Raw genomic sequence first — 25,194 nt, forward strand, 5'->3', positions numbered from 1 at the left:
CAAGCCGTCCCTGTTGGGGCGGCTTTTTTGATGGCATGTTTCTAGATCAAAGAGGTACCCGATGCTCGACCAATTTTCTCATCGCCTTGCGACGCGTGCCGATGAGCCCGCCATAATTGAGTTAATGCGGGCTGCGATTGCAGAAAATATGAAAGCATTTTTGTCGGCGGCAGAGATTACGGCCGCGCAAGAATCGATGGGGCTGGACAGAACACTTATTGATGACGGGACCTATTTTTTGATCGAGGCCAATACACCCGATTGCAAAACGCTCGTCGGTTGCGGTGGATGGGGCAAACGAAGGACGCTCTACGGTGGTGACCACACTAAGGGCCGAGATGATAGTTTTTCTAACCCGGCGACTGATGCAGCGCGGATCCGCGCTATGTACACTCACCCAAGGTGGACACGTCGCGGTATCGGAACATTGTTGTTGGACCTAGGCGAGGCCGCCGCAAAGTCTGCCGGATATAAAACAATAGAATTAGGGTCTACGGTTCCCGGGGAGCCACTTTATCGCGCCCGCGGGTATGTTGAATTTGAACGGGATATTGAGCGAACCGAAAATGGAGCGGTCAATACAATCATTCGAATGCGAAAGTCGCTTTAGCTCCATTATTATTGATCACCTGAAGCGATCACTTCCGCGTCATATTGTTCAGTATCTGCACTGATTGTTTCAGAATCGCTGAACTCTTTAATGACTTCGTCACAGCCATCATGGACAAAGGCGAGATCGTCAATCAAAAAGCGTAATACATCGCCGCCGGGCTGACGTTTATCGCTCACCATGCTGACGCGAATATTTTTTGCGCGCCCACCCAGATAGTACGCGCCAGCCATGTGCCGCCAACGTACAGTATTTTTTGTCCATGCAAACGAAGTGCTGGCGGGCGGCAAGGGGGTGCCCATTTCATCCTCACCTTCAATTTTTACAGTGAAGTTTTCGCCTTCTTTTCCGCCAGTTGGGTATATCGCCATTGTCACCACACAGACGGGTTTGTCGAATTCCACCAATAGCGGCGCATTCAGATAATTTACATACCCAAGCGCAAATTCACCGCTTGGTGCTGCTTCATAGGTGCACATAGAGTCATAATAAAACCGTCGCTGCCCATCACAAATTTGTCGCGTGACACCACGCCCAAAACGTACGCCGTATTTTTCGGCATAGTCGTTGCGAACAATTTCACCGTGTTTGCCTGGCGGTGGTTCAAAATTGACAACCGTATATGGTGCGTCGCCGGATGGTGGCGACGGTTCGTTGTACCGTTTTATAACCCCTGTAATGGTGGCGGGGTTCGTATCTTTATCCGGGTCAGGACCAATCCCATTTTCGTGAACCTGAGCATGAGCTGGAAAAGCCAGAAAACTGGTGGCTATAGATATCATTCTTAGTTTTGTGTGGTGCATAACGCCGTACTCCCCTTGGGTGATAATACCGCGCAGAGCATTTTTGTTCCATCGCGAAATGAAAGAGTAAAAACCACAATAAAACAATGGATTGCGTTTTTCGGTGTATTTTTGTCGGTCTAGGGAGACATAAACTTGCGACGATTGGGGAGATGCTCGGTGCAGTGGTTTTCGCTCAACGGGGCGACTGTCTGCTGAATAGCGGAACCCAGGACACGAATCGGTGACGATTTTTATGGAGATCAATTCGATACTAAAAATAAAAAACGACCCCGCATAGGTGGGGTCGTTTATCAGTTTACTTTGTGGTTTTTTATTCGATTTCGTAAATCATCGAGATGGTTGCTGATACGCTGGATTCACCCGCTTCCATAGGAACGGCGCTATCGGCGGCCATTTCCATACGTGCGCCATACATTTTCGGTGACGGCGCTTGAGAATAACCATCTTGGATAGTGATAAGGCGACCCAAACGAACGCCGGCAGCATCAGTCAGAAGTTCCGCTTTGGCTTTTGCATCGGCAACCGCATTGCGACGTGCTTTTTCATAAAGTGGTTTTGGTTCGTCGAATGAAAATGAAATGCCGTTTAGCGAATTCGCGCCGGATTGAACGGCCTGATCAATCACCGATCCAGCTTTGCTAAGGTCGCGCAATCTGACGGTGACATTGTTCGATGCCGTGAAACCGATGACTTCGGGCTGTGAGCGATTTTTCTCATAATTGTATCGTGGGTTCAGTGACAATCCTGAGGTTTGGATATCGCGATCCGCAATGCCAAGCTCTTTCAGCTTTTTGATTGTGGCGGACATATTTGATGAATTCGCGCGAAGCGCATCGGCCGCGGTGAGTGCATCGCTTTGGACACCGACATTAATGACGGTCATATCTGGTACAGCACTGGCGGTACCTTCGCCCGAAACGGTAATGGTTCTTGCGGGGGTGGATGCGTCGGCTGCGGAGGCATCTTGAGCGGCACAACCCGTGAGCAAAACGGCTAGAGCGATAGGTGCAAGTAGTGGACGCATAGAGTTTGATCTCCTCGATTTCTTGCGCGTATGAGACAGCGAAGGAAAGGCGAAATCAAGGCGGAAGGTGCGGCGGATTTGTGACGATTTAGCGAGGGAATATCTCTATTCTGGGCTTTCATGCGAATGCATTTGCTGATAATAGGGCGCACCCGATTTCGCGACATTGTCGTTTCGGGCCTGTAGCTCAATTGGTTAGAGCTGGCGGCTCATAACCGCTAGGTTGGGGGTTCGAGTCCCTCCGGGCCCACCAGCCTTTGCCTCTCGACGAATTGCGTTGCAATTCGCCTCTGCGTGCTCAACGTCGGCAATGTTTCAAGTTTTGGTCCTTAAAAGGAAACCTTGATTGATTGAACGACGCCCGGAGTACTGTAGGGGATTTGAAGATCTTCAATTAGTTCGATTGCACTTAATCGCCCAATAAAGGTTTCTACGCCGGGGTGAGCGAGTTGCGACACTTGTTGGGTTGCAATGATTTTCCCATCGATGATCAACGATAAATGGTTCATCTTATCTTCGGGCGTTCGTTCAAGTTGGACGCTGATGCTGTGATCACCGGGCGCTAGCGTATCGGGCGACGTTATGGTGATTATATCTTTTTCAAGGTGGCTTGCGCGATAGACCAATAATGGTTTTCCGTCATCTATAAATAGACCCCAACCGCCGAATCGATTCCCTCGCGTAATGATCGGGGCGCTTTCGGCCTGATTGCTCACGGTCACCTTCGCATCGACCGTCCAGTCGCTATAAAGGCTAGGAAAGGCCGTACCAGAATAGGCTGTCGTTCTTGGGTAGAACACAACCTTATCTCTGCCCTCGAATGCATTTGGGCGCTTATCGGGTGAGAAGCGTGGGAGAAACTCGTCACTGATGGGAAGGACTGAATTTTTTGTGGCAACGTCGGTGAAGTCTTTGCGCAAGCTGCTTAATTTTTTTGGCATTTCTGTTGCCAAGTTTTTATCTTGGGAAAAATCTTCGTCTACGTTGTATAGCTCCCAAGAATAGTCCTCCGAAATATAACCATAGCCGGGCAAACGGCGGGGCGTAGTTGATGCCATCCATCCGTCTTTATAGAATGCACGGTTCCCCATGATTTCAAAATACTGTTCGTTTCTTTGATCTTTCGCATCGGCGGAATTGAAAGAGTACATCATGCTGGTTCCGTCAATGGGCTGTTGCTTTACGCCCTGAACCTTTTTGGCTGGCTTGATGCCTATGGCCTCGAAAATGGTCGGCGCAATATCGGTAATGTTGTGGAACTGAGACCGCAATTCCCCTTTTGCTTTAATGTACTTTGGCCAGGATATAACCAGACCATTCCGTGTACCGCCAAAATGCGAAGCGTATTGTTTACCCCATTGAAACGGCGTATTCAAAGCCCATGCCCACCCCGTAGGCAGTACGGGTTGAGATTTAGCTGTACCGATTAAGTCTATATTTTTTTCCATGTCGATTTCACTTGTGTCGATAGACGCAAACATCGCAATTTCGTTTAGTGCGCCATCAAGTGTCTCCGTCGCAGCGCCGTTGTCCCCTTGGATGAAGATGACGAGCGTGTTGTCTAGCTCACCAGCTTGTTCTAATTCGTCGAGGATTCTGCCTATCTGCTCATCGCAATAAGCCAGCATGGCGGCATAGGCCTCCATTATGCGCGCATCGAATTTTTGTTGCTCAGGTGTTCTTGATGACCACGCAGGGATTTGCGGCGGGCGTGAAGTCAGCTTTGCGGAAGTCGGTACGTTTTTTGTTGATTGTTGCTGCGCGAATATTCTTTCGCGCATAACATCCCAGCCATCGTCAAACTGACCTCGGAAACGTTCTAACCATTCATCGGGGGCTTGGATGGGGGCGTGCGCTGTAGCGGTGGAATAATATAAAAGAAACGGCGTATCCGGAGCATAAGTGTTTTGTTGACGTAGCCAGTCTATAGCATGGTCCGCAAAATCGCGCTCAAGGCTATAATTTTTACTTGGGTGAAGTTCCACTTGGTTTCGATTTTCGATGAGCGTCGGCGCGAATTGATCCATGTAAGATAGGTTGTAACCATAGAAATAATCAAAACCTAATCCGTTTGGCCATCGATCGAATGGGCCCATTGGTGTGTTTTCCCAAACGGGTGTGTTGTGGTTCTTTCCGATCCACGCTGTGTCGTAACCATTGAGGCCAAGAATATCGCCAATCGTTGCAGCACTTTCTGGAATGACGGAAGTATAGCCGTCCCGATCGAGGCTAAGGTCGTTAATGGCACCAGTATTAACGGCATGGTGATTGCGTCCGGTCAACAACGCGGCGCGGGTGGGGGAGCACATTGCGGTCGTGTGGAAGCGATTATAACGTAATCCGTTCTTAGCCAGCCGGTCTAAGTTTGGCGTAGGGACAATTCCGCCAAAGGTGCTGCTTGCGCCGAAGCCGACATCATCGGTCATAATGATCAGGACGTTTGGCGCGTCTTTAGGCGCAGTCGGAGGAGACGGGTAGTGCTGCCATTGATGTTTTGCTTCAGGTGAACGGGCTTCTTGTTCTGCGGCCGCAGCGCTTGAGACCATAATGATGGCCGTGCTCATTAAGAATGCGAGTTTTCCGATAGAACAGCGCGACATGCCATCTCCATGGGTTAGGGATTCTTGGTCCATAGATTATGTCATGTCTTGTGCGGCCCAATTGCTCAGGAGCGCATATTACTTTGGCGAAAATATTATGCTAAGTTGTGTTTACGGCAGCGTGTTTATTGTTGGCCGGGCCGCAATTAAGCCATTGCGGCTTCTCACTAATTTAAAACATTGAATTTTTATTTTGTGCTGTTGCGGGGACGATCTGGAGAACGTCCCAGTGTTCCACAATTTTTCCGTCTTCGTTGAAACGAAAAATGTCTATTCCCGCATAGTCGTGATCTCCTGGCCATTGTTGATGGCAATGAAGGATTACATGATTGTTATCTTGAAAAGCCCTTTTGATTGTCACTCGTTTGCCCGGATATTCTGACGCCATCCGTTCGAAATACTCGACAAATGCTTCTTTCCCGTCGGCAACTTCAGGATTGTGCTGAACATATTCATCGCCGACATAATTCTCTATGGCCTCGCGAGGTGCGCATTGATTGAACATTAGGTCATAAAAGTTTTTGGCGGCCTGCGTTAGTTCATTGGAATTATTTGTCATGCCGAAACCCTCTGAAGCTGAATGCCCGCTATGGCATTATTTGAAAAAATGAACGTTACAATGTGCATAATTGATAGGCATTTCACGCCCATATATTGATATTTGGGCGTGATTGGTGCTTCTTCCGAAAAATTCGACAATATTACCGTGTACGGAGGGAGTTATGCGGTGAAGCGCGCTACACTTCTGTCAAAATTTCTTCGTATGGCAGTCTCGATTTTGGCAGTGCTGCGTTAAAATCAGTTTCCGGGTCATGATAACCAAGTGGAACGACAACTAAGCTGGAAAAGCCTTTTTCACGTAGTCCAAATTCGTCATCGAGAGCTTTGATGTCAATTCCTTCCATTGGTGTTGCGTCGATACCGAGTGTCGCGACGCCAAGAAGGAACTGGCCAATGTTCAAATAAACTTGTTTGTCCATCCAATGCTGTACGTCTTTAAAATCTTGCTTATGCAAGTTTACGAACATACTCCGTGCAGCATGCATTTGAGGTTTAAAGGTGTCTTTATCGCCGTCGAAACGTCCGTCTTTGTCTTCTTGTTCAAGCACTCGATTCAGAAAATCATCTTCGATGGCAAGGCGACTAGCGAATACGACCACATGTGATGCATTGATAATTGCATTCCGATTAAACGGATACAAACGCTCAGTGGACTTTGCGATGCGTTCTTTCCCTTCGGTGGTCGATGCGAGAATAAAGTGCCAAGGTTGAGCGTTCGTGCTTGATGGGCTGAACCGAAGTAGCTCTTTGATTTTTTCTATTGTCTCGTCAGGGATTCTTTTTGAGGGGTCATACGTTTTCGTCGCGTGACGTTTTTTGGCATAGTAAGTGATATCGTTGTCCATGATCATATCTCTCTAATTTGCATGAAGTTTAATGAGTCCGTGATGCGGACTGATTTGCGGAAAGGGTTTTGGCAGAAAGACTGACGATGCTGTGATCGAGTGTTGGAAACACGAAGGGCGTGACGTCAGATTTTGATGCCGACTGCGATTTGCGGGGATGAAAATTCTTAGACCGTTTTTGTATTTTGGCTGTGCCAACGCTGCTTTCAGCGCGGGCTATAAGGTTCATCCAATTGGTTTGTCTGTGCATCATGATACGGTCCTTTCTCTCGTGGCCCGTATCTAACAATTTTTTAAAATAGAACTATCTGTATAAAACTGAAAACATTATTCCAAAAATCAAAACAATAGGCGTCACAGTAGGGTGCCGTATTGCGCCTGGTTCGTCTCGATAATGCGGCTTTGCATGAAATCTAGAAATGCTTTGACTCTTGCTGGCATTAGTCGTCCCGGGGGGCGAACGGCCCAAATTTTGGTGTCTGGCCTGAGTTTAAATTTCGGCAGGACTTGTACCAATCGCCCAGCTTTTAGATCTGGTCCTGAATGCCATAGCGCTGTGTGTCCGATACCCATCCCGGCCAAGACCCACGCGCCGACGGCATTCCCTAAATTGACTTTGACTGGACCGGTTATCCGGGCTTCGTGAACGGTGCCGTCTTCGGCCATCAAACGCCATAGACGAGTTTCTCCTAAAGGAATGCAGATATGATCTGCTAAATCTGCGGGAGTTTCCGGCGTTCCCGAACGCGCAAGGTATTCCGGGGAGGCAACCAGAGCTTGAGGGTTGTCATCAATTTTCTGCGCTAAGAGCGTTGAAGGAACAAGTTCACCAATTCGGAAAGCGAGGTCATATCCTTGCTCAACGATATCAACGATCGAGTCCGTCAGGTTTAGATCTAGCGTAACATCACGGTACTGATCGATAAATTCGGGAATGAAGGGCACTATATGTGATCGCGCGAAAGAGGCAGATGAAGTGACGCGTATGTGACCTGCAACAGATTTCGCCGTGAGTGAAAGTGCTGATCGGGCATCCTCGACATCGTTCAGAATTCGTTTCGCGTGCTCCAGGAAGATTTCTCCATCTGGTGTCAGTGAGATCGCACGTGTTGTCCGATTGAACAATTTCACACCAAGTTCAGCTTCAAGTGCTTGAATGCGTTGAGTTGCATTGGTCGGTGATAGCTTAAATTCCGTGCCCGCTCGTCCGATGGCACCTAGCGCTGCGACACGGACAAATAGCTCAAGGTTTTTTACATCGAAGGACAATTTTAATTCTCGCTAGGTGACTGGTGCCGTGGTCTTTCTTTGGGTGGGGCAAGGTTGCACCGAGCGACGTCGTCAATAAAGCCAAAAGCGAAAGCTAAAGAGGGTCGAGTTTATAGGCGCGGGTTGTTGGAAATCCGGAATTTTCGAAAATCGAATAAATTTCCTATATTTTGCATTCTGGTACTGTGTTGATTATGCAACAATGCGTGAGAAAACAAATACTTAAGGGCATTTCTGATTTTATCTGCTCATATATCTTTCGTTTTTCGAATTACCCCCTATAACACGAACGTCACCATTATCCGTCGGCATGACCAGATCTGATGCGCGAGAGCGCGTCGTTGCGTCCCGACGTCACTAGGCCCTCCGGTTGGGGCGGGCCCAAGAATCCGAGGATTACTCTGTGAAACACTTTTTGACCGGCGCATCTCTGATCGCCGTTTCTTCCGTTATGTCCAGCGCGGCTTTGGCGCAGGTTGATGAAATTGTGGTTACAGCCACCAAGCGGAGCGAAAGCGCGCAAGATATCCCAATTGCTGTACAGGCGTTGGGGGAAAAATCCCTTGATGAACTCGATGTTGATGTGTTCTCGGATTATCTTCAGCAGCTTCCCGGCGTTACCGCCGGCGGCAGCGGACCCGGTCAGGGTACAATTTATGTGCGTGGCGTAGCCTCTTCTACGCCGACGCTAACAGTTGCGGGTGTGGCTGGCCTTGCGCCGAATGTGGCTCTCTATCTGGATGAGCAACCGGTGACACAAGTTGGCCGAAATCTCGACGTGTATGCGGTTGATTTAGAGCGTGTAGAGGTGCTTTCGGGGCCGCAAGGCACATTGTTTGGATCAAGCTCTCAGGCGGGAACGATCCGTTTGATTACAAACAAGCCAAATCTGGATGGTTTTTCTGCAACCTTGAGCGGCGGTGTTTCGTTCACTGAAGGTGGCGAAATGTCGAATAAAGTTGAGGGTGTAGTAAACATTCCGGCTACGGACCGCCTTGCGTTTCGCGGTGTGATTTATTCTGATCAGCGCGGCGGATATATTGATAATGTTCAAGGCACGCGTGATGCCTCTGAGTCTGGACGGTTTAGACCAGCCGGTACTGTGCGTCGGAATGGCGTCGTTGTTGATTCATCTCAGAATGGATTTCAGGCTGGGGCCGATCTGTCGGGCGTAAATTTCATCGAAGCCAACAATTCGAGCCTCGTCGAAGAAAACTTCAATGATACCGATTATCTTGGTTTCCGTTTGGGGGCTTTGTATGAGGTGAATGACGACTGGCGTGTTTACGTAAATCATTCGCGCCAGCGGATCGAATCTGATGGTGTCTTCTTTTATGATCCAGAGCTTCCTGATCCAGATCAGCTATCCATTCAGCGATATTCAAATGATGAATTAGAAGATAGCTATGGCTCCACGTCGTGGACAGTTGAAGGGCGTCTTGGCGCGTTGGAAGCGCTTTACACGGGTGCATATCTCGATCGCAAATCACAGCAAACTATTGACTATACTGATTACCTCTTTGTTGGTCAGTATCTTCCATATTATATTTGTGATGGTTCGGTGAGCTATCCGGGCGCATCGGACCCAAGTGGTAATTGTCAGGCACCGAATTTGTTTGTGAATTCGTTGACCAATACGACAGTCTTTACTCAGGAGTTGCGTTTCAATACGCCAAAAGACAAACGCGTTTATGCGACTATCGGTGGGTATTATAGCGATCAAAAAATTGAAGAGCGGAATGATTTCACCTATCCCGGTTCAATGTTCGCTGAAAGCTTTACGCCAGGTGTATTCGGGTTTGCACCGAACTTTCCGCTCCCGGGTGCGCTAACGACTGACCCTGGGCCGGCACCCGACGGTGTGATATTTAGAAATGATATTACCCGTACAGATGAACAGATCGCGTTGTTTGGCGAGGTTACAGTTGATGTCGTACCGGAACTGATTTCTGTTACCGGTGGTGTTCGCTGGTACGATATTAGCGTTGATCTCGAAGGATCTGCGAATTCGTCATTCGGAAACTTTGGACAAACTGAAGATCAGCAAGTTTTTGGTGCCAATCTGACTACGCTTTATAATGGCTCCAGTTCGGTTGTTATTGGTGGCGAAACGGTGGATCTGCCGGATCAGGCAACGACGGATGGATTTATCTTTAAGGGGAATTTGACGTTTACCCCGACAGATAATTTGCTCTTCTATGTAACTTACTCTGAAGGTTTCCGTTCGCCGCTGCTTAATCGTCCTGCGGGTGCTGGCGGAATTGTTCCAGGTATGGTCGATACTGATGAATTGACCAACTATGAAGCCGGTTGGAAAATGAGTCTCTTTGAAAATACGTTACAGATCAATGGTAACGCGTTCATCATGGATATCGACCGTTTGCAGACAACAATTTTTGATCCAAATATTGTCAATCTTTTCTTCTCAGATAACGCGGCCAATGCACAAGTAAAAGGCATTGAGGGCGATGTTATTTGGGCACCTTATCAAGTCGAAGGCTTAACGGTAGCTGGTGCATTTTCGGTGCTTGATACCGAAATTAAAGAAATCCTTACGGCGACGACGGCGATTGCTCCTGTGGGTAGCGATCTCGCACATGCGCCAACATTCCAGGGCAACCTTCGGGTTCGCTATGAATGGAATGTCGGCGACGATATGACTGCGCATGTGATGCCGCAAGTGACGTATTCCGGTTCATCATGGAGCGATATCGTTGCGATCAACCGCGCAAAACAAGATGCGTATATGTTGATGAATGTTTCCGCAGGTATTGCCAAAGATAATTGGCGGCTTGATTTGTTCGCAGATAACCTGACGAATAAGCGTGCAGACCTGAATAACTTTTTTGGTTATGACCGGAACCGGATCACAATTAATCGGCCACGCACATATGGTATGCGTGTGACGGTGGACTTTAACTAGACCGGTACAATAATCACAGCGAATAGTAATAGGCACTCCTTGTGGGTGCCTATTACTTCTTTAAGGGCTAGATAAGTGATAGTGTTAGGGCCTTATGGCGCAAACTGACCAGAAAAAATCCGACGCAATTATCGCCGCACAGAAACTAATCACTCAAGGAAACCTGAGTGAAGCGCACGAATTGTTGAAAGATGTTTTACTGTCGTCGCCTGACAACCCTGACGCACTTTATATGAGTGCGGTATGTGCTCGTTATGCGAAAAATATTGATGGCGCATTCGGGTTTCTGAAAAGACTGCAAGAAACTGTTCCTGATTTTGGGCGTGGTTTACAAGAGCAGGGGCATTTGTATCGGGGAATCGGTGCAATCGATAAAGCGCTAAATGCATATGCCCGCGCAACTCAAGCAAATCCCGGACTGGATGCAAGTTGGCGCGCGCAGAGCGAAATTTTGAAAGAACTAGGGCGCGAGCGTGAAGCTGAACAAGCTGCACAACAAGCAGAGCGATTAAAACAGCTACCGCGTGAATTGTTAGGGGTTTTGAATTTTCTGCACGAAGGAAAATTATTGAAGGCAGAAAAATTATGCCGCCATTTCCTTCAGCATCATCCACACCATATCGAAGCAATGCGTTTGCTTGCGGATATTGGCACTCGATTAGGGGTTTTGGACGAGGCAGACTTTCTGCTGGAAAGCGCCATTGCGTTTGAACCCGATAATATCCAGCTTCGTCTCGATTATATTCAGTTGCTGCGAAAACGACAAAAATTTGAGGCGGCATTAACGCAAGCCAAAGCGCTTTATGACCGCGAACCAGAAAATCCGTTATTCCAGTCCCATTATGCAATTGAGAGTCTACAGACGGGTGATTTTGAACGTGCACTTGAGCTTTTTGATTCGGTCCTGGAAATGTTGCCGAATGATCCAGCCACACTCACGTCTCGTGGGCATGCATTAAAAACTTGGGGTCACCAAAAAGAGGCAATAGCCTCTTACCGGATGGCCTATCATGCGAAACCGAACCATGGCGACGCATATTACGGACTTGCCAATCTAAAGACCTATCGGTTTACGGATGAAGAGATCAGGTCGATGCGTGCCGCAGAGGCGGCCGATGAAACACCATTCCGCGATCGCTTTCATTTGAGTTTTGCTTTGGGCAAGGCATATGAAGATCGTAGCGATTATGAAACCGCGTTTGAATATTATGCCCGCGGTAACGAGCTAAAAAGGCTTCAAAGCTCGTATAATGTCGATGACATGGACGCAGAACTCAAAAGGCAATCTGAGGTTTGCACCACAGAGTTGTTCGAGAAGTTTCAAAATGCAGGTCATGATGCGCCGGACCCGATATTCGTGGTCGGGTTACCACGGGCAGGATCGACATTGCTTGAGCAGATACTGGCATCTCATTCACAAGTAGACGGAACTTTAGAGCTTCCGAATATTCTATCTCTTTCACAAAGCCTTCGAGGCAAAAAACGAATGAGCGACGAAGCGGAATATCCTGCCGTTTTACATAAGTTGACGCCGGACCATCTGGCGCAAATGGGACAGGCGTATATTGAAGACACGCGTATCCATCGCCAATCTGCGCCATTTTTTATTGATAAGATGCCAAATAATTTTCGGCATATTGGATTAATTCACCTTATCTTGCCCAATGCCAAAATTATTGATGCTCGCCGCGAACCGATGGCGTGTTGCTTCAGCGGCTTTAAACAGCTCTTTGCCGAGGGGCAAGAATTCACTTATGGGCTTGAACAAATTGGGCGCTATTATCGAGGGTATACGGAACTTATGCGTCATTGGGACGTTACCCTGCCGGGGAAAATTCTGCGCGTGCAACATGAAGACGTTGTAGGTGATCTCGAAGGACAAGTTCGGCGTATGCTTGAGTTCTGCGGATTGCCGTTCGAGCAGGCCTGCGTTGATTTTCACACGACGGAACGATCAGTGAGAACAGCCAGTTCCGAGCAGGTTCGCCAGCCGATTAGCCGTTCTGGCATTGACCAATGGCGTAAATTTGAACCCTATCTGGGCACATTAAAAGAAGCATTAGGCCCAGCATTGACGGAGTATCGTGCGTGACGATTGAATCTGAAGAATTGTTACCGGAAGAATTAGCGCCGGCTGAATCTATCTATGACACTGATTACGAAACTGGGCAGGACAACATTGAGGTCTACGGCCTCGATATTCATAACCCGGTATTTTTTATTAGTGCTGTTTTGATTCTCGTATTCTCTGGATCTGTACTCATATTTCCGGACAGTGCGGGCACGGCGCTGACCGGGGCTCGCGATTGGACGCTGAATACATTTGACTGGTTTTTTGTCCTGGCGACGAATCTCGTTTTTCTATTTTGCTTGTTTATTTGGTTTTCACCATTCGGCAAAATCCGGTTTGGTGGTGCCGATGCAAAACCAGACTTCGGGATATTGTCGTGGCTTTCTATGCTGTTCTCAGCGGGTGTCGGCATTGGGCTTTTGTTCTATGGGGCGGCAGAACCAACTGCATATTACACAGATTGGTTTGGTACACCGCTAGACGCAGCTGCACGGACACCGGAGGCCGAAAGGCTTGCGTTCAGCGCAACCATCTTTCACTGGGGCGTAACGCCGTGGGCAATCTATGCGGTTGTCGGTATGTCGCTCGCTTTTTTCACGTTCAATAAAGGGCTACCGCTGACCATTCGTTCAGCATTTTACCCACTGTTTGGCGAGCGGGTATGGGGGTGGCCGGGCCATATCATCGACCTTTTAGCCGTGGTGGCGACGTTGTTCGGCCTTGCAACATCCCTGGGGCTGGGGGCAAAGCAAGCCGCAAGTGGGCTCGAATTTTTGTTCGGAATTGATAATGGGCTTGGAACGCAGATAATTCTAATCAGTGGCATCACAGCCATGGCTATCATTTCAGTCGTACGCGGACTGGACGGTGGTGTACGTTTATTGAGCAACATAAATATTGTTCTTGCTTTAATGCTGCTGGTTTTTGTGGTGTTAGCCGGGCCAACACTTGCGATCCTGAAAAGCTTTGGCGCGAATGCATTCTATTATGTAGCGGACAGCCTGCGGCTGAGTAATTGGATCGATCGTGAAGATACAGAGTGGTTTCACGGTTGGACGATATTTTATTGGGCGTGGTGGGTTTCTTGGTCACCCTTCGTTGGTAGTTTTATCGCGCGCATTTCACGTGGTCGAACCATTCGTCAGTTTCTTTCTGCCGTGCTGGTCATGCCTGTTGTTGTCGCGATCGTTTGGTTTAGTGCATTTGGCGTCACGGCAATTGAACAAGTAAAATCTGGTATTGGCGAATTGCCTGCGGGTATTTCAGACGTCTCGCTGGTGCTTTTTCAGATGCTTGAGAACTTGCCTCTTCATGAGATTTCATCCTTTGTTGCAATCGTTTTGTTGATTGTGTTCTTCGTCACCTCTTCTGACTCTGGGTCGCTCGTGATCGATAGTATTACTGCTGGCGGTAAGTTGCATGCGCCAATTCCACAACGCGTTTTCTGGGCGACGATGGAAGGGCTCGTTGCGATTGTTCTGCTGGTGGGCGGTGGGGCCGCGGCGCTGACCTCGTTACAAGCGGGCGCAATTACAGCCGGATTACCATTTACGGTTGTGTTGCTTGCTTGTTGTGTCAGCCTCTATCTCGGTCTACGGGAGGAGAGAGCTGGCAAGTAATTGTCGGCATCGCCTGAACGCGAGTGATTGCCAATGACCAGCCGACTAGACCATGCTTTGATTGCGCTACGCCAAATTTTGCGTGCCACTGAGATTAGCTCGCGGGCATTAGCGAAGCAGTGCGGCCTGACGCCGTCACAATTGATACTGATGGAAGTGATTGCCAAAGTTGGGGCGGCAACGCCGACCGTTCTGGCGCGCGAAGTTTCCCTCAGCCAAGCAACGGTTTCGGCCCTACTTGATAAGCTTGAGCAACGCGGGTTCGTGCAACGAAAACCCGATGCAAAAGACAGGCGTCGTGTGAGTGTCGTTTTGACCGAGGAAGGTGTCTCTATTTTGGAGAATGCACCAAGTATCTTGCAACAAAGATTTGAGCATGGTTTCGATAAGCTACAAGATTGGGAGCAGTCATTTCTCGTTGCTGGGCTGGAGCGTACCGTTATGCTTCTCGATGCGGAAGAACTCGATGCAGCGCCAGTTCTCGATGTGGGTGTGATTGGCAATACATCGGAAGGATGATGTATGAGCGAGAAAGCTGCCAGGCCGAGAAAGGCAAAATCGATAGCGCCTCTGTTGCGGCTCGATAACACGAGCAGTCGATCGTTACAGGCCCAATTACGCTCACGTATTTTTGAGGCGATCAGCAACGGAATTTTCCCACCCGGACAAAAACTTCCGTCATCACGTAAACTTGCTGATGAATTAGGCGTTGCACGGAACACTGTGTCGCTAGCATATCAACAATTGATATCAGAAGGGCATTTGGAATCGCGTGAACGTAGCGGCGTGTTCGTGGCGAAGCGGTCAATCAGAGCGCTCGCATCGAGTGATTTGGTGGTTGGTAAACACACAGCTATTCAAAGCTCGATCGCGCGCGATAAGATTGTCCTCCCTGCGTTGGGGCATAGTCGTTTTCAGTGTCCGCCCGATTGGCAACAATATAAATACCCGTTTCTTGAAGGACGCTATGATCGGTCATTGTTCCCAGTTGCCGAATGGCGTGAAGCGAGCCGACTGGCTTTGGGCGTCAATGAAGTTGCCGATTGGTCAACTGATATTGGTGATGTCGATGATGAAATGCTTATTGATGAAATCCGTACCAAACTTTTACCACGACGTGGGATCGCCGCTGGGCGCGATGAAATTTTGATAACTGTTGGCGAGCAACAGGCGCTATCGCTTGTGGCGGAACTGTTTGTGAAGCCGGGTGTCCGGGTGGGCGTTGAGGAGCCAGGGCTTCCCGAAATGCGAGAATTATTGTCGTTACGCGGTGCGCAAACTTCATTTCACCCTATCGATGACGAGGGGCTTATTGTCGATGATCAACTCGGTGGTCGTGATTTGGTTCATGTTACCCCCAGCCGACAGCGCCCGACCGGGGTTACACTCTCGATTGAACGCCGGAAAAAATTACTACAGATCGCGAAAGCCGATAATTTCTTGATTATAGAAGACGACTTCGAATGCGAGATGAACTACCTACAAGATGCGCTTCCAGCTATTCGTAGTTTGGATCAAGATGGACGAGTCCTCTATGTTGCTTCGTTATCTAAGGTTCTTGCGCCGGGGTTACGGTTGGGTTTTTTGGTTGCGCCACCAGATGTCATTGCGGCGGCAAGAAAATTACGGAACTTGACGACGCGTCGGCCCTCGCCAAATAATCAGCGTACGGCAGCGTTTTTCCTTTCGTTAGGTCATTATGACACCATGCTAACGCGTCACGCAAAGATATATGAAGAACGTCTTATTGCGCTGCGCGATGCATTAAATCATTATAGGCCTCTTTCTATTGCCATTCCTGCTGTTGCGGGTGGTACGTCCTATTGGGTTCGAGGCCCCGGTTCGCTCGATGGAGATAATCTTTTAAAAGAAGCTGAAGCCCACGGAATTCTAATTGAGCCGGCGCGGGATTATTTTTCGACTGTGCACGGACGTTCTAATATGTTCCGGATGGGCGTGACGAGTATTCCAGCGGAAAATATAAGGTCAGGCGTTCAGCAGCTCTCTGCGTTGATGCGAAACCTTGAGGAAAAGAAGTTATCGCCATCGGGGCAGGCAATAGAAAAGCGGCTGACTGGCAAAGAGATCAAGCGCTGTCTTTCTGATGTAACTCTCCGATACAAGACCGTGTATGGCGAGCCATGTAACATCATTTTATCAAATGACGGAAAGATGGATGGTCGTGCGGGCTACGCTAATGAAGACCGGGATGCCGGTGAATGGTGGGTCGAGGGCGAGCGTTGGTATCGTCAATGGGCGCGTTGGGCCTATGGCGAAGTTGCGGGCTTTTACGTTGAACTCGTTGGTGACAGAATATTCTGGCTGGACGACGGTGGAAATCGTGTTGATCATGCGGTTATCGTCCGCGACGGGAATGACACAGCGGAGCGCTAAACCTTTCTGGCTCCATTAATCATCAAAAACTGGACCTAATAGAGCGGCAACAACTTTGTCAGCTTACCTGCACGGAATTTGATCTGCGGCGATGATGGGCTGCGGAGCTGTAGGAGCATGCATGTCAAAACTTGGGATAGCCGCAATTCAGCTAGCAGGCGATAAAAATAATAATTTTGATCTTTTTGAGCGCGAAGTTCGCGCGATAGCGCGGCGGTTTCCATGGGTTAGTTTGGTCACGGTTGGTGAGTTGGCGCTACATGGCGCGAGCATCGACGCCGCTGAGGAGGCAAACGGTCCGACGGAAACACGGCTTAAAGCGCTCGCTGCGGAGCTAGGGTTGTGGCTTGTGCCGGGGTCAATATACGAAAAGCGCGAGGGCAAGATTTATAACGTGACTCCGGTGATTAATCCGGAAGGTGAGATAATCGCACGTCACGATAAAATGTATCCATTTTTGCCCTACGAAAAAGGCGTAGCAACAGGATCGACATATTGTGTGTTTGATGTTCCCGGCGTGGGGCGGCTTGGCGTCGCGATTTGTTACGATATGTGGTTCCCCGAAGTTATCAGAACGCTAGCCGGGATGGGAGCTGAGGCAATTTTACTCCCGACAATGACGAATACCATTGATCGTGATGTCGAAGTCGCTATCGCACGGGCAAATGCCGCGATTAATCAATGCTATTTTATCGATGTGAATGTCGCCGGTGCCCAAGGAAATGGGCGGTCAGTGTTTTATGGGCCTGGCGGCGAGCTATTACACGAATGCGGTAGCGGTCGCGATATTGTAACTCTGGAGTTGAACTTTGAGCAGGTACGCAATGCCCGCGAACGCGGTTGGCATGGATTAGGACAGGTTCTGAAGAGCTTTCGTGACACACCAATTGAGTTTCCGTTTCATAGCTCCCACGGGCAACGGAGTCAGGAAATGGCGCATCTAGGGCCATTAGAGCTTCCAACAGCGAGCTCGCTTTCTGGAAAAGGTGAAATGAATTTTGGCGGGGAAAAACACAAACTGAAGGTAGTTGAATAGCGGGTCGAGAACGACACCTATTCTGAACGAAGAGGGGTATAGCATGAAGAGTATAAAAAATATGCAACGTAAAAACGTTATGGTGATGTCGCTACTGTGTGGCACTGCGCTATCGACATTACCAGTCGGCGTGATGGCACAAAGTTCAACCGATAACGCAACACCGCGCGTTCGTGACGAAATTACGGTCACGGCGACGCGTCGGGAACAAAGTGTAACCGATGTTCCTTACAACATTTCGGCTGTTAGCGGTGCCGCTATCGACGCGGCTAAAACCTATGACAGTGCTGAATTGCTCCGGTCAATACCGGGGGTTGGTGTGGTCGATCGCGGTGCGCGAAACTCTGGTACATTAAACCAAGTTCGAATTCGCGGTTTGAGCGTTGATGGGAATGCGCTCGGCGATTATGCAGTGTCGTCTGTCGCCTCTGTCTCAACTTATGTAAATGAAACACCAATCTTTGCTAACTTCTTGTTACGCGATCTTGAACGCGTCGAAGTTCTGCGAGGGCCACAAGGCACGTTGTATGGTTCGGGTTCACTTGGTGGAACGATCCGTTACATCACACGGGACCCACAGTTGGGCGAGTTTAGCGGGTCCGCCAGCGGATCGCTTTCTCATGCTGAAGGTTCGGGAAGTGCGGGCTATACGGTCGATGGCGTTCTGAATGTTCCGCTGTTTGCTGATGCTGCTCTTCGTGTCGTGGGAAGTTGGGCTGACTATCCGGGCATAACCGATTATGTGAATTTATATGAGCTTGATGCAGGCGGCATCCCGGTTGCCCCAAACGGAATACTAGACCCTGCGGCAACCTACCGCGAGCAAAAGGATGCAGACTATCTTGAACAATGGATGCTTCGTGCAACGTTGTTGTGGGAGCCAACGGATGCGATCAGCATTAAAGCAATGCATGCGCGTCAGTCCGATGATGTCGGCGGTCGTCGCCAACAAACAGTCAATAGCGATGGATTTGGACGTCCGTACCAAGAGTATGAAAATGGATCGATCCAGCTGGAGCCTTCTAGCCGAGATCTAAACACATCTTCGTTAGAGGTGAATGTTGACCTCGGCTTTGCAACCCTCACATCGTCAACATCGCATTATGATCATAATGGCGAAAGCACCAGTGAAAATACTGGCTTTTATGCACAGGCTGGGTTTTTGGGTTTCTATTATAACTACCCGCGCCCAATGGCATCCGCAGTTCGCTCCTATGCGGACGAAGCAGTCGTTCAGGAAATTCGTCTAGTTTCCGATACGCAGTCGACATTTGATTATGTGATTGGTGGATTCTATCGGAAGCAACAAATTGAATCGACACAACAAAGCTACTTGCGCGGGTTTAAATCCTGGTGGGATACGTTGCTACCGTTTGCTTCCGGCGCGGTTACCGGTGATCAAGATTTTGATTATGGGCGCGTGGAAAACTTTGAAGAGCTTGCTGCATTTGGTGAGCTAACATGGCACATAACACCCGACGTCGACTTAACCGGCGGCATTCGGTATTTTGATAACACTTCTGAGAATACAACCTTTATCGATCTACCGCTTTATACAGGGGTGTTTACGCCGACGACGGCATTTTTTGAAACCAGCGAAGATGACGTGTTGTTTAAAGGCAACTTGTCTTGGCGTTACACCGATAGCGACATGATCTACGCAACTGTTTCCGAAGGTTACCGTCGTGGTGGTTCAAATGCGGTTCCATTGACGGGTACATTTGCGGAAGACCCGGGTTGGCAGCGATACGATGCGGACTCTGTCGTGAACTATGAGGCCGGCCTTAAGGGCAACCGTAATGGTTTAATCTATGACCTCAGCGTCTTTTACATCGACTGGAGCGATCCACAGTTGAATACATCTACAACCAACTGGGGTTTCTTCGCCGTTCAAAATGGTGGTTCGGCCCGCACAATGGGTGTCGAGGCGCATGTGGATGGTTATTTCGCCGAAGATTTCCATTATTCACTCGGCTACACTTATGTGGATGCGGAGCTGACGGAAGATTTCTTCGCACCTGACAACGCGGTTACGCCATTTGCGCTTGATGGTGCTCGATTGCCGGGTGCTCCTGAGCACATGTTGAACTGGGCGGTGGACTATACGCATGACCTATCGACAGATTGGTCGCTTTTTGCGCGCGTTGACGGCTTCTATCAATCAGAGTCTCGCAATAGTGTAGGGACATCGCCAACATTCAACGTCCCGCTTGAAGGGTTTCAAATCTGGAACAGCACGTTGACCCTTTCAAATGGTCCCGTAAGTGCGTCGCTCTGGGTTAAGAATATTTTCAACGAAGAAGGTGTGACTGGCGTCTTCACAGAGGCTTATATGGGTACATCTCCTAGCCAAGGTTATTTTGGTAATGCCAACAAGGAAATGATATCCTTGCCGAGAACCGTCGGCATTTCGGCGACATACTCATTTTAATAAGGGTTATGGCTGGCGCTATTGCGCCAGCCATACAAACTATATGACACAACCACCGTCGCAACTCGCCAAATTGAGAGAAGCCGACGGATTGCTACGTCAACGGAAAGCGACTGAAGCAGCCGCAATTTGCTCTACGCTTTTAGACGATGATCCAGATAACACCGCAGCACTTTTAATCCGTGCAAGGTCTAGCCAAATGCGCAATGATTTGAATGCGATGCTGGCAGATGTTCAGACTGTTCTCAGGATTACGCCCGATCATCGGGACGCCGCATTGATGGAAATAGAAGGCCTTATCGCTAAAGGGCAAATTTCCAAGGCAAAATCAAGAATTGAGATTGGGGTGGAGAATGCGGGTAACGACGCTGTATATATTGCGCGGTTGGCCGAAATGCAGACTTTGGTCGGTGACTTTCAATCGGCGGCAATGTCTCTTCGCAAAGCTTTTTCGATAGAACCGGATAATGCCGCGATCATTTATAATCTTGCCAATGCGGAGCTGTCGGTTGGTGCGTTTACGGCAGCCGAACAATGTTACGATCATTTGATAGGGCTGCGACCTAATGATTACGATGCATATTACAATCGCGCGACATTGCGGCGACAGAGCAAAGACAACAATCATATCGAAGAATTAAAACGCGCATTAGAAAGCGCGCGAGGCAATGTGAATGGAGTTGTACAAGTTTGTTATGCTCTGGCTAAAGAGCATGAAGATCTTGAACAATATGCAGAAGGTTTTGACTATTTAAAACGTGGCGCGGATACACGAAAACAAAATCTAAGTTACCGTGTTGAGGACGATATTGAGACGATCCGCTTGCTGTCGGATCGTTTTAACAAAGATTATTTTTCAAAAACGCAAGACGGGTACAAAGATTTTTCACCTATCTTTATCGTCGGCCTCCCCCGTTCAGGGACCACGCTAACCGACCGTATTTTAAGTAGTCATCCCCGTATAGATAGCGTTGGGGAGGTTAATGATTTTGCGTTGGCAATGACGCGCCTTTGCGGTGCTGTTTCATCAAAAATGGAATTGGTACAGCGTTCGACCGAGATTTCAATGCAGGACCTGGGGCAAGCTTATGCGACGGCGCTCCGTAATCGTACGGCTGATGCTGATTTCATCATTGATAAGACACCGCTCAATTTTCTCTATATCGGGTTGATTGCGAAGGCCCTGCCGAACGCCAAAATAATTCATGTCATGCGTGATAATATGGATGTTGGTTTTGCAATGTACAAAACCCTTTTCCGGATGGGGTATCCGTTTTCGTATGACCTGACAGATATTGCCCGATATATTCTTGCGAAGGACGCCATGATGGATCATTGGCGGGCCGTTCTTTCGGGCCGCATCATTGATGTTGGCTATGAAGACTTAGTTGCAAGACAAGAAGAAGAGAGTAGGCGATTGATTGCCGAAATTGGCATTGATTGGGACCCAGCGTGTCTTGAGTTCGATAAAAACAAAACGGCGACCGCAACCGCTAGTGCTGCTCAGGTTAGAAGCCCCGTATACAACTCATCTGTTGGAAAGTGGAAACATTACGAAGAGCAATTACAACCGTTAGCCCTAGCATTGGGGATTGCGAATGAAACAAAATAGAATAATCGACAGTATGCGTTTTAATATGAATCCACTGGAAAAATATTCTTGGTTGATCGCAGTATTCGTCGCGTTGGTACTTTCCGGCATGACGCCGGCATCTGCGAGAGTGGTTTTCGAAGATGATTTTCAGGATGGGAATGCTGACGGCTGGGCAGGGAATGCTGGCCGAGGGGACCTTCGGCTGACGACTTTTGCGGGCAATGTTTCTGTTCGTCTTACGCGGGACGCCTCCATAGTTCGGCGTATTGAAGTTAACGAAAGTAGCACCCTGGATGTTTCGGTCGACATTGCGGCGACAGGACTAGAAAAGAACGATATCTGCAAAGTCGAGGTGTCAACGGACGCGAAAAATTGGCAGTTGCTGGGGGTTATCGGTGACGGCAAAGATGACGGAACAACATTGCATAATGTTCGTGGCAGCATCGACGCTGAAAAGGGGATAGAGTATCTCCTTGTTGGCCTTCGCGTCGATGGGAATGCCGAGAACGATATCTGTTGGTTTGATAACATTAATGTTACAAGCCAGCTTGATTTTGGTTTGCTCCAACACGAATTACCGCATGCCGTATATTGGAGTAGCGAGAATATATCTGGCGCGTTCTCAACAGCCGTTTTTGAAACACAGAAAAATGCTGGTATTCCCAAAAAGAATTATTCCGGCACCTTGAATCTAAAAGGCGGCCCCGTAGAGCATTTTGAAGTTTATAACGATGCGTTTGAATACTATCCCGAAAATCCATCCATCAAAACGCTCCCGTCACTGAGCATAAGTTTCGTTCAAAATGGTAGCGCCGTTATCCCGGTAACGCGGGGGGCGATTAAAAGTGACCACCCTGATTGGGAATGGATAATAGAGCCGGGCAACATTTGGTTGCGTGACGACGGTGAGGTTCAAATATCTCTTCCTTTTGCGTTGATGGAACGAAACGCAAATTGTGTTCACAATGGTCTGTTGACTTTCCGTATAAACCAGAAAGGACAAACCTCTTCGGCGATATACCAGATAGGTGCGGAGACTTGCGCGTATTTGCAATTTGATTTGTGGGGTACAACGTCGGTTGACTATGCTGTTCACGAAGTTGAGCAATTCCGTTCTATCAACGATGCTTACACCGAAGAGCTGTCTGCTCGTCTAGAAACAAAACCAATCGAAAATTTGCCGAATGCCAAGGAGTATGGCGCATCCGATGAAGTCGCGCCATCGTCGATGACTCTGTATGGGTATGTGGATGGACCGACCCATTATGTCGGCGGCTGTGAAACCCGGTTTGGATCCTATCCATTTTGTGACGTGATGGACGTACCATCATACTCATGGGCTAAATCTCTTGTGGGTGGCGTAGGCCTGATGCGCCTGGAAAAAATTTATCCGAATGTAAAAAATGCGTTGGTATCGGACTATGTTCCTGCCTGTACTACGGATGATTGGGCTGGGGTTCGTTTCGAAGATCTGCTGGATATGGCAAGCGGCGTCTATAATTCGGATGTTTACGACGAAGATGAAAGCTCAGCTGAGATGAGAGCTTTTTTTGTCGCGCCATCACATACCGAGAAAATAGAAATTGCTTGTAAGGGGTTTGCGCGTCAGCAGGAACCAGGAAAACGATTCGTTTATCGTACTGCTGATACGTATATTCTGGGCGTCGCTATGAACGCATTTCTTCGAGTTAAAACCGAGGATATCGAAGCGGATTTCTACGATGATTTAATTGTTCCAATTTGGAATCAGTTGGGCCTTAGTCCGCTAGTAAATAAGACGAGGCGTACTTACGATCACGAACGTCAGCCTTTTACTGGGTGGGGGCTTGTCCTTCATCGAAATGACATTGCGTTGATTTCCAACTTTCTACAGCGAGGTGGAAGAATTGAAGGCGAGCCAGTTCTGGATGAGGAAATGCTGTCGGCTGCGTTTCAGCAAAATCCGGACGATCGTGGATTGCCCGCGGTTATCGATGAGCAGCGTTATCAAAATGGCTTTTGGGCATGGAATGCTGGTCCGTCGCTAAGGTGCGAGGGCGATGAATGGATTCCGGCAATGTCCGGATATGGCGGGTTGTCGGCTGCTTTTATGCCTAATGGTTCAACCTACTATTATATCAGTGATGGATACGCATTTGCGTGGCGGCGCGCAGCGATCGCATCCAACAAACAGAAACCATTTTGTGAGGGAACGGAGTGAACATATCTGTTGAAGATGCCACGGCACAAAAGAGCATTTTTCCTCTGGCGAAGCCAGACGGATATTTGGCGGGCTTTCTATTATCGTTTCTTGCGACTGCGGGTCTTTTTTACGTCAACATTATGGCTGCGATTGTTGACGGCCTCGTGTCGGGGCTTGGACTAACCGATAGCGAAGCGGGGAACATTGGTTCCGCGAATATATACGGCGCGGCTTTAGGCGCTTTAGTTGTTATTTTTTTGGTCAAGAGAATCCCGTGGAGACTGGCCGCATTGATTGCGCTTGTCACATTGATTTTGATTGATTTGATATCGACGGTCATTACAGCGCCCGAAGTTTTAATTGTCATTAGACTGATTCACGGAATTGTCGGCGGAATGCTTGTTGGCGTATCTTATGCGGTCATCGCGCGCACGGGAAAGGCCGATCGTACGTTTGGGATTTTGCTTTTCGTTCAATTTGGCTTGGGCGGCTTAGGGGTTATGACGCTGCCAAAGCTTGTCCCTATTTATGGGGCACAATCACTATTTTTCGCTTTGGCATTGTTCAGTTTTGTCACATTGTTGATGCTTCCATTCCTTGACCATTATCCCGCAAAGAAAGCTGATAAACAGGTAACAACGACGCAGGTCGAGTGGTCGCCATTGGTGTTGACTTTACTTGCGATATTTCTGTTTCAGGCGGCCAATATGGCGTTGTTGGCATATATAATCCGTTTGGGAATGGATTATGGATTATCCCGAAGTTATGTGTCGACAGCGCTTGGTTTAGCGACATGGGTTGCATTGGCAGGACCAGGGCTGGTGATGTTTATGGGGGTTCGCTTTGGGCGTTTCTGGCCTTTGGCGTTGGTGATGATACTCACGCTTATGGGCACGGTTGCATTCCATTTTAGCGGCGAACCATGGGTTTATCTGGTGGCGAATTGCGGCACGGGAATAACATGGGGCATGGTGATGGCATATTTGCTCGGTATGGCGGCGCAATTCGATGCTGCGGGCCGTACAGCAGCCGCCGCAGGGTTTATTTCGAAACTTGGTCTTGCGTCAGGCCCAATGATCGCAGGCCAACTATTGGCAAACGGTGCAGGATTTCCAGCACTCATAAACTTCGCTTTTGTGGCGCTCTTGCTGAGTATGGTCGTAATGCTTTTCCCGGCTTTTCGCCTCGATAGGAACCGCAAAACAGGCCAGCATTAGCGCTGAAACTGG

General features: G+C 48.7%; 17 protein-coding genes and 1 tRNA gene. 12 read left to right on the forward strand and 6 right to left on the reverse strand.

Translation table 11 applies throughout. The features are described 5' to 3' along the window. Window positions 1-61: 61 nt before the first annotated feature. Window positions 62-610: a GNAT family N-acetyltransferase gene (locus ABFZ84_RS07240; RefSeq protein WP_369313296.1), complete on the forward strand. Its 549-nt coding sequence runs from the start codon at window positions 62-64 to the stop codon at window positions 608-610. Window positions 611-618: 8 nt separating this feature from the next. Here the strand turns inward: ABFZ84_RS07240 and ABFZ84_RS07245 are convergent, their stop codons facing one another. Both ABFZ84_RS07245 and ABFZ84_RS07250 read right to left on the reverse strand, forming a co-directional pair. Next, window positions 619-1,392, reverse strand: a complete 774-nt coding sequence (locus ABFZ84_RS07245; protein WP_369313297.1) for a hypothetical protein — start codon at window positions 1,390-1,392, stop codon at window positions 619-621. A gap of 334 nt (window positions 1,393-1,726) precedes the next feature. Next, window positions 1,727-2,440: an SIMPL domain-containing protein gene (locus ABFZ84_RS07250; RefSeq protein WP_369313298.1), complete on the reverse strand. Its 714-nt coding sequence runs from the start codon at window positions 2,438-2,440 to the stop codon at window positions 1,727-1,729. Window positions 2,441-2,616: 176 nt separating this feature from the next. On the opposite strand from ABFZ84_RS07250, the gene ABFZ84_RS07255 reads away from it, so the two are divergent. Continuing rightward, a tRNA-Ile gene (locus ABFZ84_RS07255) sits at window positions 2,617-2,693 on the forward strand. Window positions 2,694-2,769: 76 nt separating this feature from the next. On the opposite strand, the gene ABFZ84_RS07260 is transcribed toward ABFZ84_RS07255, so the two are convergent. The 4 genes from ABFZ84_RS07260 to ABFZ84_RS07275 all read right to left on the reverse strand — a co-directional run bounded on the left by ABFZ84_RS07260 (window position 2,770) and on the right by ABFZ84_RS07275 (window position 7,715). Next, a complete protein-coding gene (locus ABFZ84_RS07260) occupies window positions 2,770-5,040 on the reverse strand; it encodes an arylsulfatase (RefSeq protein ID WP_369313299.1) in 2,271 nt (756 codons plus the stop codon). Window positions 5,041-5,212: 172 nt separating this feature from the next. Next, the gene (locus ABFZ84_RS07265; RefSeq protein WP_369313300.1) at window positions 5,213-5,599 is read right to left on the reverse strand and encodes a nuclear transport factor 2 family protein; all 387 of its coding nucleotides are present in this window, start codon (window positions 5,597-5,599) and stop codon (window positions 5,213-5,215) included. 178 nt (window positions 5,600-5,777) lie between these two features. Continuing rightward, the gene (nfsB, locus tag ABFZ84_RS07270; RefSeq protein WP_369313301.1) at window positions 5,778-6,446 is read right to left on the reverse strand and encodes an oxygen-insensitive NAD(P)H nitroreductase; all 669 of its coding nucleotides are present in this window, start codon (window positions 6,444-6,446) and stop codon (window positions 5,778-5,780) included. A 354-nt stretch (window positions 6,447-6,800) separates the two neighbouring features. Next, window positions 6,801-7,715, reverse strand: coding sequence for a LysR family transcriptional regulator (locus ABFZ84_RS07275; protein WP_369313302.1), 915 nt, complete (start codon window positions 7,713-7,715; stop codon window positions 6,801-6,803). Between the two features lie 403 nt (window positions 7,716-8,118). Here ABFZ84_RS07275 and ABFZ84_RS07280 point away from each other — a divergent pair, with 403 nt between their 5' ends. The 10 genes from ABFZ84_RS07280 (at window position 8,119) to ABFZ84_RS07325 (ending at window position 25,182) form a co-directional block, all read left to right on the forward strand. Beyond that, entirely contained in the window at window positions 8,119-10,638 is a 2,520-nt protein-coding gene (locus ABFZ84_RS07280; protein WP_407067079.1) for a TonB-dependent receptor, read from the forward strand. Window positions 10,639-10,732: 94 nt separating this feature from the next. Then, complete coding sequence (locus ABFZ84_RS07285) at window positions 10,733-12,730, forward strand: tetratricopeptide repeat-containing sulfotransferase family protein (RefSeq protein WP_369313304.1); 1,998 nt, start codon at window positions 10,733-10,735, stop codon at window positions 12,728-12,730. Further along, window positions 12,727-14,328, forward strand: coding sequence for a BCCT family transporter (locus tag ABFZ84_RS07290; protein WP_369313305.1), 1,602 nt, complete (start codon window positions 12,727-12,729; stop codon window positions 14,326-14,328). The genes ABFZ84_RS07285 and ABFZ84_RS07290 overlap by 4 nt, the downstream gene beginning before the upstream one ends. 33 nt (window positions 14,329-14,361) lie before the next feature. Then, window positions 14,362-14,847: a MarR family winged helix-turn-helix transcriptional regulator gene (locus ABFZ84_RS07295; RefSeq protein WP_369313306.1), complete on the forward strand. Its 486-nt coding sequence runs from the start codon at window positions 14,362-14,364 to the stop codon at window positions 14,845-14,847. A 3-nt stretch (window positions 14,848-14,850) separates the two neighbouring features. Beyond that, complete coding sequence (pdxR, locus tag ABFZ84_RS07300) at window positions 14,851-16,722, forward strand: MocR-like pyridoxine biosynthesis transcription factor PdxR (protein ID WP_369313308.1); 1,872 nt, start codon at window positions 14,851-14,853, stop codon at window positions 16,720-16,722. 121 nt (window positions 16,723-16,843) lie between these two features. Continuing rightward, the gene (locus ABFZ84_RS07305) at window positions 16,844-17,758 is read left to right on the forward strand and encodes a carbon-nitrogen hydrolase family protein (protein ID WP_369313309.1); all 915 of its coding nucleotides are present in this window, start codon (window positions 16,844-16,846) and stop codon (window positions 17,756-17,758) included. A 43-nt stretch (window positions 17,759-17,801) separates the two neighbouring features. Next, complete coding sequence (locus ABFZ84_RS07310; protein WP_369313310.1) at window positions 17,802-20,189, forward strand: TonB-dependent receptor; 2,388 nt, start codon at window positions 17,802-17,804, stop codon at window positions 20,187-20,189. 43 nt (window positions 20,190-20,232) lie between these two features. Continuing rightward, window positions 20,233-21,801 (forward strand): tetratricopeptide repeat-containing sulfotransferase family protein, encoded by a 1,569-nt coding sequence (locus ABFZ84_RS07315; protein ID WP_369313311.1) that lies wholly within the window; start codon window positions 20,233-20,235, stop codon window positions 21,799-21,801. Further along, on the forward strand, window positions 21,788-23,983 hold the full coding sequence (locus ABFZ84_RS07320) for a serine hydrolase domain-containing protein (protein ID WP_369313312.1): 2,196 nt from the start codon (window positions 21,788-21,790) through the stop codon (window positions 23,981-23,983). Before ABFZ84_RS07315 ends, ABFZ84_RS07320 begins: the two co-directional genes overlap by 14 nt. Then, a complete protein-coding gene (locus ABFZ84_RS07325; RefSeq protein ID WP_369313313.1) occupies window positions 23,980-25,182 on the forward strand; it encodes an MFS transporter in 1,203 nt (400 codons plus the stop codon). Before ABFZ84_RS07320 ends, ABFZ84_RS07325 begins: the two co-directional genes overlap by 4 nt. Window positions 25,183-25,194: the final 12 nt, after the last annotated feature.

The sequence above is a fragment of the Hyphococcus lacteus genome, from assembly GCF_041058985.1.
In the GTDB taxonomy this organism is placed as follows: domain Bacteria; phylum Pseudomonadota; class Alphaproteobacteria; order Caulobacterales; family Parvularculaceae; genus Hyphococcus; species Hyphococcus lacteus.